The 13626-nt window shown below is 59.0% G+C and carries 11 protein-coding genes and 1 tRNA gene; 6 read left to right on the plus strand and 6 right to left on the minus strand.

Annotated elements, in window-relative coordinates; all coding sequences use genetic code 11:
- Positions 1–91 precede the first annotated feature (91 nt).
- Positions 92–373, minus strand: a complete 282-nt coding sequence (locus tag C480_RS04105) for a 50S ribosomal protein L44e (RefSeq protein ID WP_006664358.1) — start codon at positions 371–373, stop codon at positions 92–94.
- 156 nt (positions 374–529) lie between these two features.
- On the opposite strand from C480_RS04105, the gene C480_RS04110 reads away from it, so the two are divergent.
- The 3 genes from C480_RS04110 (at position 530) to C480_RS04120 (ending at position 1490) form a co-directional block, all read left to right on the plus strand.
- Entirely contained in the window at positions 530–796 is a 267-nt protein-coding gene (locus C480_RS04110; RefSeq protein WP_006664359.1) for an HAH_0734 family protein, read from the plus strand.
- Positions 797–902: 106 nt separating this feature from the next.
- Complete coding sequence (locus C480_RS04115) at positions 903–1355, plus strand: GtrA family protein (protein ID WP_049903310.1); 453 nt, start codon at positions 903–905, stop codon at positions 1353–1355.
- A gap of 60 nt (positions 1356–1415) precedes the next feature.
- A tRNA-Met gene (locus tag C480_RS04120) sits at positions 1416–1490 on the plus strand.
- Positions 1491–1771: 281 nt separating this feature from the next.
- On the opposite strand, the gene C480_RS04125 is transcribed toward C480_RS04120, so the two are convergent.
- The 5 genes from C480_RS04125 to C480_RS04145 all read right to left on the minus strand — a co-directional run bounded on the left by C480_RS04125 (position 1772) and on the right by C480_RS04145 (position 8466).
- Positions 1772–3136, minus strand: coding sequence for an ABC transporter ATP-binding protein (locus C480_RS04125; protein WP_049903312.1), 1365 nt, complete (start codon positions 3134–3136; stop codon positions 1772–1774).
- A complete protein-coding gene (locus C480_RS04130; protein WP_006664362.1) occupies positions 3108–4322 on the minus strand; it encodes an ABC transporter ATP-binding protein in 1215 nt (404 codons plus the stop codon). Before C480_RS04130 ends, C480_RS04125 begins: the two co-directional genes overlap by 29 nt.
- A gap of 149 nt (positions 4323–4471) precedes the next feature.
- Positions 4472–5653, minus strand: coding sequence for an ABC transporter permease (locus C480_RS04135; protein WP_006664363.1), 1182 nt, complete (start codon positions 5651–5653; stop codon positions 4472–4474).
- Positions 5653–6621, minus strand: a complete 969-nt coding sequence (locus C480_RS04140) for an ABC transporter permease (protein ID WP_006664364.1) — start codon at positions 6619–6621, stop codon at positions 5653–5655. The genes C480_RS04135 and C480_RS04140 overlap by 1 nt, the downstream gene beginning before the upstream one ends.
- 78 nt (positions 6622–6699) lie before the next feature.
- Positions 6700–8466: an ABC transporter substrate-binding protein gene (locus C480_RS04145; protein WP_006664365.1), complete on the minus strand. Its 1767-nt coding sequence runs from the start codon at positions 8464–8466 to the stop codon at positions 6700–6702.
- Positions 8467–8920: 454 nt separating this feature from the next.
- Between C480_RS04145 and C480_RS04150 the strand changes: the two genes are divergently transcribed.
- The 3 genes from C480_RS04150 (at position 8921) to C480_RS04160 (ending at position 13622) form a co-directional block, all read left to right on the plus strand.
- On the plus strand, positions 8921–10690 hold the full coding sequence (locus tag C480_RS04150) for an ABC transporter substrate-binding protein (protein ID WP_006664366.1): 1770 nt from the start codon (positions 8921–8923) through the stop codon (positions 10688–10690).
- Positions 10691–10841: 151 nt separating this feature from the next.
- Positions 10842–11906 carry an ABC transporter permease gene (locus tag C480_RS04155; protein ID WP_006664367.1) on the plus strand — a complete coding sequence of 355 codons (1065 nt, stop codon included), beginning with the start codon at positions 10842–10844 and terminating at the stop codon, positions 11904–11906.
- Positions 11907–13622, plus strand: a complete 1716-nt coding sequence (locus C480_RS04160) for an ABC transporter permease (protein WP_006664368.1) — start codon at positions 11907–11909, stop codon at positions 13620–13622. It begins immediately after the preceding gene.
- Positions 13623–13626: the final 4 nt, after the last annotated feature.

Here is a 13626-nt window from a genome sequence, read left to right on the forward strand (position 1 = left end):
CCTCGCGCCATCAGAGATGTGTATAAGAGACAGGTCTGTTCGTTTTCGCAGTCACTGCAGCGAACGGTGTAGAAATTTCCTGCCATTGAAATCACTCCTGGAACTCGAGTCGGCCGGCGCGCCATCCTTCACGGAGGTGGGCCTTACCACACTCGCTGCAACGGTACTTGAGGTCGGTCTTCTTGGTGGGCTTTTCGCCGCCGGGAACCTTCGAGAAGCGACCCGAGTTCCCGATCGTTGCGCTGTTGCGCCGGGTTCGGCGAGCGTCCCATTTCATGCCGGAGGAACGACCCGTTCGGGACTTCTCGACTTCGTGTTCGTGATGTTCGTTACAGTGCGGACAATACGTATTGAATCGGCGTGGCATCTGCATGGTTATCTCACTTGACGTGGGCTAAGATAGCGCCGTTTAAAACCCGTTTGGTTCGTCGTCGGATCCGCTCCGGGAAAGCCGCCCACGTTCCCTTTCGCTCTCTTGTGTGCGCACGCGTTCGAAGCGTTTAATCTCCTCTCGTGAGAACTCGTCCATATGAAACAGCTCATCATCCACGGCGACCCCGGGATCAGGAAGGGTGCGATCATCGAAGTCGACGGTGAGCGAGTGGTCTGTTTCGGGATCAACCGAAACGGCGAGTGGCACGGCCCCGAGGAGGTCCAATTGTGGTGTACCGTCGGCGCTGAATCCGAATACGGGGACTTCGAACGCCGAAACTTCATCCCTCACTTCCTTGATGTCGAACGCGTCGATGCTGACGCCGTCGACGTCGTCCGACCGCAAGGTGAACTCGCGGTCTGAGTCGGCGCGCCGGTCTGTCGTGCAATTACGAGCCGGAACCCGACGATCTGTTAGTGAGGTCGCGTCGAAAATGAGTGCTGAGCGCAACCGGAACTGGTATTCGACGATGATCGACTCTTTCGCTGAGACAATCCGGACGCGGCTTCGTGCGCTTCTCTCGGCGAGGCGATTCCGCCAGTTCGCCGGCGTCGGACTCGTCGGTGCAACGGTGGATATCGGCACGCTAATCCTCCTGGTTGAGGCGATGGAGGTCTCAGCTGTTCCGGGGAAAGCCCTCTCCTGGGAACTCTCGATCGTGGTTATCTTCGTCCTCAACGAGTGGTGGACGTTCGCCAGCCACGGCAAGATGCACTTGCGAGCCCTGGGCACGCGATTTCTGCGGTCGAACGGGGTACGATTCCTGGGGTTTCTAGTGACACTCGGCGTCTTTACGCTGCTGGTCGAGAGCGCCGGGCTCTGGTATGGAGTGGCGAACGTCCTCGGGATCGGTGTGGGATTTTTCGTCAACTACACTTGTGAGAGTCTCTACACGTGGCAGGTCCACCGCGATGAACGGTAGAAACTCCCATACGGCGGTTGAATCACAACCCTTAACTAGCACACCGGGTTACGATATGGTAGCGGGATGGGATAGCCAGGAGATTCCGGCGGGCTCATAACCCGCAGACCGGTAGTTCAAATCTACCTCCCGCTATACTTCTGCCGGAGCAAACTTCTGACCGGCAAGTTCGTTTCGTCACTCGGATCAGTTACACCGTTCAGACGTTGGTATCGGACAAAAGCGTCTCTCTCGTGGACCCAGCTGTTCCCGGCCGGCGAGCTAGTACTATCAGTGACGTTTGAGATGGAGTCTGGCTGGTCTCCGTCTTGGGTACGGTTCTCCTTTCGTGATACCTGGCTGTCGCTTCTCCTGGTCCGCAAGAGCGAAATTACTGACTAACACACCGAGATTCGGAGATGATATCGGAGTGACGGTCAATCCGACCGCACCGTCTGCTCGAGTTCAGTCGGCGGCAGTTCGTTTTCGAGGCGAAGACAGGAGGCGGTCTGTCCGGCTGTCGTGTCCTCGAGCGTCGGCGACTGCGACTCGCAGGGTGTCGCGAATTCGGTTGCGAGTCGCTCGCGGGCGGCCGCCGGATTGCCGCTGACGAGCTCGTCGAGTGCCGCGTCGAGGACGGATTCTGCCCGGGAATCATCAAGCGATTGCGGGATGGCGAACTCGTCGCGGAGGCGGGCTTTCGTTTCGGTGGCGGACACGTCGTCGGGAGTTTCGTCGGATTCCCGTTCGGTGACGACTCCTTCACGGATGGCATCGACATCGACGGTACCCTGATCGAGTTTCTGTCGCAGGTCCATGACGCGTCGCCAGGTCGACTGCTCGAACTCGTAGTTCTCGGGCTGAATGAGTTCCGGGCAGCGGGTGTGGAACCGACAGCCGGTCGGTGGGTTCGATGGACTCGGCACGTCGCCGGTGAGTTCGATACCCATCCCGCGGTCCGTCGGATCGGCGGTCGGGATCGATGCCAGCAGTGCTCGAGTATAGGGATGCTGCGGGTTCGTAAAGACTTCCGACGCCGTCCCGAGTTCGACGATTTCACCGAGATACATCACGGCGACTCGGTCACAGATCTGGCGGATAACGGCCAGGTTATGGCTGATGAGCAGGATACTCAGCCCGAAGGTCTCCTGCAGGTCGGTCATCAACGCCAGAATCTCGGATTGGATCGAAACGTCGAGCGCGGACACCGGTTCGTCGGCGATAATCATATCGGGGTTCATCGAGAGCGCCCGTGCAAGGCCGACTCGCTGTTTCTGTCCGCCGCTGAGTTCGTGCGGATACCGATCCGCATCCCCCGCTGCTAGTCCCACCCGTTCGAGCAGATCCGCGACGATCTCGCGCCGCCGACTCGCGTCCGACAGGCCCTGTACGGCCAGTGGTTCGGCGATCGCCTCGCCGATACTCATTCGCGGATCGAAACTCGATTCCGGGTCCTGGAAGATCATCTGCACCCGCCGTCGGAACGCCTTCAGTTCCGCCTGATCGTACTGAGTGATGTCTTCCCCGTCGAATCGAACCGTCCCCTCGGTCGGCTCCTCGAGCCGGATCAGTGAACTCGCGGCAGTCGATTTCCCACAGCCGCTCTCACCGACGATTCCGACGGTTTCGCCCGGGTACACATCGAAGTCGATACCGTCGACGGCGCGAACGCGACCGACTTCTTTCGAACGGAGTCCCGTCGTGATCGGGTAGTGTTTCGTCAGGTTTCGTACCGAGAGCAGCGGCGCTTCGGTCCGAGCTGCAGCCGGCTGGTCACTCACGGGTGACACCCCTATCCCCATCTCCATCTCCATCTCCATCCCCATCCCTATCCGTATCACTATCTCGACTGCCACCTGTCTGACCGGATGGCCGTTCCTGCGGCGTCGATGATCGGTCGGAGCCGAGCTGATCGAGGACGGACGGATCATCAGTTGACCGGTAATGAATACACGATACTTCGTGCTCGATGCCTTCGTTCTGGACCTCTCTACCGACGGATTCGAAGACCGGCTGTTCGCCGACCGTACACTCCGCGACCGCGTACGGACACCGGTCTGCGAACCGACAGCCCGTCGGCGGCGCCGTCGGGTCCGGAAGCGATCCCGGAATGCCACCGAGCGATCCGTGTCCGGGAAGACATTCGAGCAATGCCTTCGTGTACGGATGGGACGGCGACTCGAAGACATCGTAGACGCTGCCCCGTTCCATCACCTTCCCGGCGTACATGACGACGACGCGGTCCGCGATTTCGGCGACGACGCCGAGATCGTGCGTGATAAAGACGATGCTCATCCCAGAGTCGGCCTGTAGCTCCCGGAGGAGTTTGAGGATCTGAGCCTGAATGGTCACGTCCAGCGCCGTCGTCGGCTCGTCCGCAATGAGCAGATCCGGTTGGCACGCAAGCGCCATAGCGATCATCACTCGCTGTTTCATCCCGCCGCTTAGCTCGTGGGGATAATCATCGAGACGTGAACTCGCTTCGGGAATGCCGACGCGATTGAGAAGGTTGATGGCGTCCTCGCGAGCGGCGTCATCGTCGACGTTTCGGTGGAGCTGGATCGCTTCGACGAGTTGCCAGCCGACGGTGTAGACCGGATTGAGTGCACCCTGCGGGTTCTGGAAGATGTGGCTGATCCTCGCCCCGCGGATATCGGTGAGTTCGTCCTCGGTTCGCGACGCGAGGTCGATGCCGTCGAAGACGACTGAACCGTCGGCGATCGATCCAGGCGGACTCTTGAAGAGTTGGGTGATCGACTCGCTCGTTACCGTCTTTCCGCTGCCGCTTTCGCCGACGATACAGACCGTTTCACCGCGTTGCACGGTGAAATCGACCCCGTCGACTGCGTGCACCGTTCCGTCGTCGGTATCGAACACCGTTCTCAAATTTTCGACGGTGAGCAGCACCTCGTCGGGTTTCGCGTCGGAAGACGATTCGGCTGCGGTACTGTCACGTGCCGGGGAGGCCGCACTCGTATTCGAGTTCATGATTGTTTTGTTTCCGCGTGCGTTTGCGTTGGTGATACTAGCTGGTGTCGAACGATTCGTTGCTGTGGAACCGTCGGTAGTCGGTGTCGACGGCGTCTGGTCAGTGTGGGGCGGATGGGTCGCGTTGTCCGGTCGGTTTGTGGCCATTGTCATTTGTCACCACCATCCGCACGTGGGTCCAGCGCGTCACGGAGTGCGTCTCCGACGAAGTTGAACGCGAGAATCGTAAAGAACAGGAAGATTCCGGGAATCGTCGAGACCCACCAGGCGTTCGGTAGATCGGATCTCCCAGAGGCGATGACTTCGCCCCACGAGGGGACCGTCGGATCGCCGAGGCCGAGAAACGCCAGACTCGCCTCGAAGAGGATAAGGCTGGGTATCAACAGGGTCACGGCCGTGATGACGCTGTTAGAGACGTTCGGCAGGAGGTGACGACGCATCGTCCAGTAGCCGCTCGCGCCGGCGTTTTTCGCCGCCAAGACGTATTCTTCCTCGCGACGTTGGAGTGCCTCACTGCGGACGATGCGAGCGATGCCGCCCCATCCGAGTAGCCCGAAGATGACGATCATACTGAAGAGACTCCCACCGTAGAGGTAGACGATCATGAGGTACAGGAAGAACGTCGGGAACGTAATCTGGATGTCGACGTATCGCATGAGGGCGGCGTCGATCCAACCGCCGAAGTAGGCGGCGCTCACGCCGACGATAGCCGCGATGGTAATCGTGATCAGCGCGGCGATCAGGCCGACTTGCATGCTGACCTCCATGCCGTAGATGACCGAGACGAGGATATCCTTGCCCTCGTGGGTCGTTCCGAACGGATGTGCCCAGGTGCCGTGACAGCTCCCGCCGGCAACCTCGCCAGCACACTCGACGGGGAGCCAGTTGGGGGCCGACGTAAAGACCGGCGGCTGGTAGGCGTTGCTCGGATCGACGGTCGGCTGCTCGAGGAATCGCGGTCCGATCGAGCCGATGAGAAAGATCACGCCCAGATAGATGAGGCTGGCAACCGCCGCCCTGTTCTTTCGAAACTGCTGCCAGTAGTACCTCGTCATGCGCCCGTTCTCGTACAGTGGTACGACGACGCCGACGAGAATCGTCAGCAGCGTCAGAATGTACAGCCAGTCGAGCGCCTGGAGGCTGATCCCGAGCGGTTCGATCGTGTCGGCCCTGGGGGGTTTGAGGACGTAGTCGTAGAGGAGACCGACAGCGAACAGCATATATGCGCCGATTGTGACGATCGTCTTGCGCGAGAACGCTCGCGTCGTTTCGTCGATATCGTCCCAATCGACATCCTCGAACGTTTCCCGCGGCTCGTTATCGACCGCCATCAGGAATCACCGTACTCGATACGCGGATCGAGTATCGTATAGGCGATATCCTGCGCCAGATTTCCGATGATCGTCAGAAACGCCGGTAGCAACACGGTCCCCATCACGAGCGACGTATCTTGATTCATAATCGCCTCGAAACTCAGCGTTCCCAGTCCGGGAATGCCAAAGACGACCTCGATCAGGTACGACGAGACGAGGATGATCCCCAGCAAGTCCCCGACAAGGATCGTCGCAATCGGCACCGACGCGGGCCGGAAAATATGGCGAGTGAGCACGCGCCAGTCTCCAACCCCCTTCGCCTTCGCCGTCTTGACGAACTCGGCTTCGACGTACTCGAGCGCCTCCGCCCGCGAGTACCGCATCAGACTCGCGATCGAACTCAACGTCAGGACAACGATCGGCAGTATAAACTGTGCCAGGTTTTCGAGCGAGAACGTCGCGGCCGTCGTATCGAAGATGATCGGTACCCAGCCCAACATGCCGCTGAAGAGTACGAAGAGCACGATCCCGAACCAGAAGTCCGGGATGCTCAGCCCGAAGAAGGCAAAGAACGTCGCTGCGTAGTCCCCGCGTGTGTACTGGTTCGTCGCGGAGTACAGGCCGATCGCAACCCCGAGCACCGACGAAATGAGAACCGACGGTACGGCGTACATCATCGAGTACGGGATTGCCTCCGCTATCGCCGTCGTCACCGGCTGCGAGCGCGTTTCCGACCATCCCCAGTCGAGCGAGAGCATGTTGCCCATGTACTCTATATACTGGACGTGAATCGGCTGATCGTAGCCGTGGTAGCTCTCGTACGCGGCGCCGATCGCCTCGGGATCGTCCCCGGCCTGTGCCGCCTGAAACTGGAGTTCAGCGAGCTGCGTGTCCGGGGTGAAGTAAAGCAGCAAGAACGTTAGCGTCAGGACGATCACCGACGCGACGACCGCCCACGCGACGCGACGCAGAATGTAGGTTGCCATACTCACGAGCCATCACCGAGCGGGTCGAATGCAAATCTGATCATATCACAGGGTAAATATCGATCACAATGTGGGACTCTACGCCTCGTCGAAGGCCCAGGTGCGATCGTTCCACGACTGCCCGAACTCCTCTTTGGGGCCGTCAACGCGGCTGCGATAGCCGATAATATCGTCGCTCATCGAGACGAAATTGACCGGCTGGTCCTCGCTCAAAATACCGAAGATTTCGGCCATGGTCGCCTCGCGTTCTGCCTGGTCCGTCGAGGTCCGTACGGTCTCGAACATCGATGCCAAATCTTCGTCCGGAACGTAGCCGTAGTAGTTCGTTGGGGCCCGTTCCGTCCAGAACGCATCGATCGCCGCCGGGGTCCGTGGATACGTGTTGAAATTGATCCCGTACATCAGATCCCAGTCCTCCGAACTCGCGGAATTGTCCCGCGGACCGTCGTTGTTCGGCCCGCCGGTCCACGGCTGCTCGTCCTCCGTGCCCTGCCACGAGTTCTGCACGTAGTTCGGAATCAGCTGGTCGAAGGAAACCGACTCGAACTCGATGTTGATGCCGAGAGCGGACAGTTCCTCGCCCATGAACTCGGCCGTCGTCTCCGTGGCTTCGGTGCCGCGGGAGTAGACCAGCGTGAGCGTGACCTGCTCGCCGTCGGGTCCGACGAGGGTATCGCCATCGTAGCCGTAGTCCGAGCTCAGGTTGGCTTCGAGGAGGTCGCGAGCGCCAGCCGGGTCGTAGCTGTCGCCCTCGCCGAACTGCGTGACCTCCGATTCGTCGTACCACTCGGACCAGTGTGGCTGGAACGTGTGAGCGGTTTCGGCGTAGCCGCGGAGAATGTTTTCGGTGATTTCGACCTTGTCGATGGCCATCGACAACGCCTGACGGACTTCGCGCGTGCGTAGTTCCTCCCAGCCGTTCATCCGCTGGTTGTACGCGAGAATCGTCAGATACGAGTACGGCACTTCCATGATCTCGACGTCAGACTGCCCCTCGAACCGTTCGACACGGGTCGATGGGACGTTCGTTTGGTCGATTTCGCCCTGTTCCAGGGCGGTCATCCGGGGACTTTCCTCGCTCATTGTATGCCAGGTGTACTCCTCGAAATTCGGCGCGGTCTGCCAGGCTTCTATCTCCTCCTCGCTCACGTAATCAGGGAAGTCCTCGGCGTCGAGCTCGGTCATGTAGTAGTCGTCGTTTTTGACCGCGGTGAACTCTGAGCCACGCTCCCAGCGCTCGAAAGTATAAGCACCCAGATTCCCGGTGTACGCGAGTTCTTGAATCTCGTCGTCCTGATCGAGACCCTCTCCGTCCTGCTCGTCGACGTACGGTTCGAGGAGCCCTTTCGGCAGACAGTACGATCCCCAGAGGACCGGCTCGAACGGCCAGTCGGCGTTCGGACGTTCGAGTTCGATCTGGAACTCGAGTTCGCCGGTCTGTTCGACGGTGACCCCCGCCCAGTTGCCGGCGGCCTCGGAGAGCGCCCAGTTGTCCGTTCCCTGGTGGACTTCCTGGATCAGATACACCCAGTCTTCGGCGGTCATCTGACCGTAGTCACCGCCCCACTGGAGGTTGTCCCGAAGGGTCGCGACGTACACCTGCGAGTCGCCGGTGTCCTCGACATCCAACCAGAGCGGGAAGAGTTGGGTATCGCTGGTGATGGTGTAGGCACTGTCCATCGTCAACGCAAGGCGATCGCTGGTGTTCTGATCGGACACCTGAATGAAGTTCAGCGATTCGGCATCCGTCGTGTCTGCAGCAGCATATCCGTTTCCTCCCCCGCTGTCGCTACCGAGACAACCGGCAGCACCGATCACGCCTGCTGCAGTAAGGCCCTGCAGCATACGGCGACGATTGATACCGTTTCGGTATCGTTTGTTATTCTCCACCATGTAACTGTGGACCAATCACAGATATAAATAAGTTAGTATTTGTTATTCAATATGATATTGGCGTGACTATAAATAGCGTCTTTTGATGCCTATCCGTCCTAAAATATCTCATTACAGATCACGAACATCGGACAATATATTCTTGAGAGAGAAGAAACACACAATACATTGTGAATGAATATCGGTGGGATTGGGGAGATTTTACCGAGGTGCGCGCGAGCAGTTCCCATGTCATATTCACCCGCTAATTCACACCAGCTCGGGGGTGAACTCGGTCAAACGACCTTATTTAGGGAACAATCATCGTTGAATATTCTACATCAATGGACAATTGTGTTCACGTAATGGTACCACACCGAATCCAAAACAAAATTTTATGCCATATGAGCATCTGGTGTCAGTCGAAATGGCGAATGAAATCGATAAATCCCGGCGTACGTTCCTGAAGGCGGCCGGGGCAGGTGCAGCGATGGCAACCGTTGCCGGATGTATTTCCGGTGACAATCCCAACGAGGGAGACAGCGAGAATGTGCTAAACACTATCAATTCGACGGTTACTTCGTTGGATCCGATCCAGTCCACGGATACAGCCTCGGGTGAGGTTATCAAACAGATCTACGAGGGGCTGACGTACTTCGAGAACGGTGAAACGACCGTCGAGAACCTCCTCGCTGAGGAAGTCGACATCTCCGACGACCTGCTGACCTACACGTTCACGCTGAAAGAGGCGACGTATCACAACGGGAGCGAACTGACCGCGGACGACTTCGTTTTCGCGTTCCGGCGACTCGCCGAATCCGAACACAGTGAACGGTCGAACTTCCTCCTCGAGGGGACGATGCTCAACGTCGAGCACGAGACCAACGGCGACGACGAACTCGTTGCAGACTCGATCGGCGTCGAAGCGGTTGACGACCGGACGTTAGAAATCCGACTCGAGACCCCGAATCCCAACGCGCTTGAACTCCTCGCATACGACTCGTTCGTCGCACTCCCGGAGGGAATTGTTGGCGATATCGAGGGCTACGATGGCGAATACGACCAGAGTGAGCTCGCTTCTTCCGAGCCGGTTGGAACGGGCCCGTTCCAGTTTGAAACCTGGGAATCCAACGCGGAAGTGGAGGTTTCCACGTTCGAGGACTACCACGGAAGCGTGGCGAACATTAACGGCGTTCACTGGCAGATCATCGAAGACGACAGTGCACGCTTTACCTACGCGATGAACGAAAATGCGGACTTCTTCCGTATTCCGACCTCCGAGTACGATGCGGATCTGGTCGACGCCGAAACGGACGACCTCGGGCGCGAAATCGGAACGTATGGCCCGGTCGAAAACGGGGAAGAACTTGACTACGTCGGCGTCCCTCAGCTATCGACGTACTACTTCGCGTTCAATGCGACGGCAGTTCCGCGTCCAGTTCGACAGGCAGTTGCACACGTTCTTAACCGCGAGGATTTAGTCCAGGAGATTTTCCAGGGTCGCGGTGAGGAGGCGTACACGTTCACGCCGCCGGGTGCGTTCCCGGGCGGGGCGGAGCGTCGCGAAGAGTTCATTCAGGACTATCCCTACGGGATGAACGAGAGCCAGCGAGATACTGCAGAGGAACTCCTCGCGGACGCCGGTTATACCAAGGACGATCCGTTCGAGATGACGTTGACGACCTACGAGAGCGAAGTGTTCCAAGAGGCTGGTCGAAATCTTCGTGACAGGCTCGACGGGATCGGTGTCTCCCTGCAACTGGAGGAAACGCCGTTCTCGACGCTTCAAGAGCGTGGTGAGAACGGAAACCTCGACTTCTTCTCGCTCGGATGGACCTGGAGCTGGCCGGCAGCGGACTACGGGATGTTCGGCTTCGAGCCGGAAAACACCGATACCTCGCGGATGCCGACGGAAACGAACGGCTACTATCTCGACTGGCACGCGGAGGACTCGGACGCTTCGAGAAAGGCCCAGGAAGCGTGGGAACAGGTCGAAGCGAATCCCGAGCCGGAAGAAGGCCAGGAAGCGCGTAACGAGGCCTACATCGAGATGGAAGAGGCAATTTGGGACGATGCGATCATGCTGCCACTGTATCACGACACCCGCGAACAGTTCGCTTACGATCACGTCGACATCGAACCGTTCGGCGCGATGGGGGACTACCAGCAGCGGTACAACAGCGTCACGCTGGAGTAACGATTGCTATTCGGTGACGCGGCTTCGGGTTGCTCCCTGACCCGGCCGTGGTCATTGCTGTCAACGATAATAGGGAGGTTTATAATCCAGGAATGCTCGAACCATCTATAGTACGACACATGATGCACATGTTGCAGACGGGTGGTCACCCGTGAGCCGCTGGCGGTACTTCTTCCGTCGGCTGCTCCTGTCGATCCCCGTCGTCCTCTTCGGGCTCACGATTACGTTCGTCATCGTACGAATGGGCCCGATCGACCCCGTTGCCGCTATTATCGGTCCCGAAGGGGGGGCCGCGAACCGCGCACGGATCGAGCAGCGGCTCGGTCTCAATGAACCACTCTGGCGGCAGTATATCGACTTCATCGTCGGGATGCTGACGCTCAACCTGGGTCAGTCCTGGGTCATCCAACCGAGTACGAGCGTCGGTGAATTGCTCACCACCTACGCGCCGCGGACGCTCTGGCTCGGGTTCTGGTCAGTCCTGATCGCGATTTTCGTCGGCGTGCCGCTCGGCTTCTACGCCGGGCTGAATCCAAACACTGGGGGGGATTACCTCGCGTCGTTCGGCGGAATCGTCTGGCGTGCGATGCCGAACTTCTGGCTGGCGATCATCTTCCTCGCCGTCTTACGCCAGTCCGAGAAGTTCTTCTTCGGAATAGACTGGAACACGATCGGTGTGACCGTTCCCGGACTCATCGGGCAACCGCCGCTTAACTTCATCGCGGTCACCGACTGGGTCTCACTCGGGGCGCTCAGCATCCCGATCGGGTTTTACTTCTCACCGATAACACTCGCAGCCTCGATTAAACAGATCTTGCCCCCTGCGGTCGTTCTGGGCTCGGCTGCGATGGGGAACGAGATGCGAATCGGACGCACTGCCGTTCTCGAGACGATTAACTCGAATTACGTCGAGACTGCAAAGGCGAAGGGACTTCGGAGTCGGGCCATCGTCTGGAAGCACGTCTTCCGGAACGCACTGGTTCCGCTCGTCCCGATCATCACCAACGAGGCGTTCATCCTGATCGGCGGCTCGGTCATCGTCGAGGTCATCTTCGGCATCAACGGAATCGGATACCTGTTCTACCAGGCATCGATCCAGGGTGATCTTCCGCTGGTCGGATCGTTGATGTTCGTCTTCATCATCCTGATCGTCTCGGTAAACATCATCCAGGACTTCCTCTATACGATCCTGGATCCACGCGTGGGGTACGAATAGATGAGTATGAACGAATTCGACGACACGACACTGCGGGACCGTATCGCTGCAAATCCACGGCCAGCCTTGCTTTGGCTGGTTGGTGCGTTCGTCCTGATTGCACTCGAACTGGGCCGGATCGCCGATGGCGTTCTCCGACTGGGCGGTGCGATAGGATTGATGGTCGATATGGTCGTAACGATTCCGAGTTCAGTACGAGGAGCTGTTGCCAGTTCATTCGGAGCCGGTGCTGGCATCGCTGCCTTCGTAATCACGGCGTTCATCCTGCTGGGAATCGTCGCCATCGTCGTCAAGTGGCTGTTCATCCCGTGGTCGCTCGTCGACCGACTTGGAATCGACGTGAGTACGGGTCGTGAAGATATCCTCGAACGACTGCTCGTGACCGGGCTGCTTGTGATCGTCGCCGCTGCGCTCGTCTGGACACCCGTCGGCGGGCTCTTCGAGATGCTCATCAGCGTCCTTACGCGCGGTGTCGAAGCAGTCGGGTCGCTGACGACGATTACGAGCCGAGAGGTCATTCCAAACCAGGGCTACCAGCTGCCGGACGGAAGTTGGGAAGGGACGTTCCTCGGCCTCTCGCCTGCGTGGGCGTGGGCGCTTCGTGTGCTCGTCGTCTACGCATACGCTCTGACCTGGCTCGCCTGGCTCTGGAAGGGCTACGAAATCTTCCGCGAACACTACCGCGAGGCGGATTGGACACCGCGTGACGATAGTATCAATCGCCTGCGGACCCACTACTGGGGAGTCTTCGGCTTCGTCGTCGTGTTCATGTTCGTCGTAATGGCGCTTTGGGCTCCGGCTGTGAGTCCGGTGACGGCCGAAGCGAACCTCTACAGTCCGTATGGGAACGAGATCCAGTACTACGGTGACGATGGAGTTCAATCGATCACGCACGGCGATGCGAATATGAACAGTCGCTCGCAGGGTGGCGACGAGAACGTCGGACTGATGAGCTACGACGACTACGATCGCTTCCATCCGTTCGGAACGAATACGGACGGGAAGGATCTGTTTACCTTCCTCGCGTACGGTGCACAGGTTTCACTCGTCATCGGACTCCTTGCCACGGTCCTGATGGCAGTCGTTGCGACGGTACTCGCACTGATCACGGCCTACTACAAGGGCGTCGCTGATCTACTGGCGATCATCGCCAGTGACTCGGTGATCGCGCTCCCACGGCTGTTACTGGTCCTGTTACTCTCGGTGCTGTTCATGCAGGCGAACCATCCGATCGCGGAGATTTACGATGGGGGCTTACTCCTCGCGCTGATCTTCGCCGGGACCGGCTGGCCGCTACTGTGGCGCTCGGTCCGCGGACCCGCACTCCAGGTTTCCGAACAGGAGTGGATCGACGCCGCAAAGAGCTACGGGCAGAGTCCGGCGGCGACCATGCGAAAACACATGTCGCCGTACATCGCCGGCTACATGCTCATCTACGCCTCGCTCTCGCTCGGCGGCGTCATCATCGGTGTTGCTGCCCTCTCGTATCTCGGATTCGGTGTACAGGCACCGACGCCCGAATGGGGTCGGGCAGTCTTCGAAGGCAAGTCGTACGTTTCGACGTCTTCGTGGCACGTCGCTACGCTTCCCGGACTCCTGGTCGTCTTCCTGGTGACCGGGTTCAACGCGCTCGGCGACGGCATCCGCGACGCAATCGACCCACAGAGCGATAGCGGCGACGGTAGTGCTGCCGCCGCTACCGGAGGTGGTGGATAATGGC

Origin of the sequence: Natrialba aegyptia DSM 13077, from assembly GCF_000337535.1 — an archaeon.
GTDB classification, from domain to species: Archaea; Halobacteriota; Halobacteria; order Halobacteriales; family Natrialbaceae; genus Natrialba; species Natrialba aegyptia.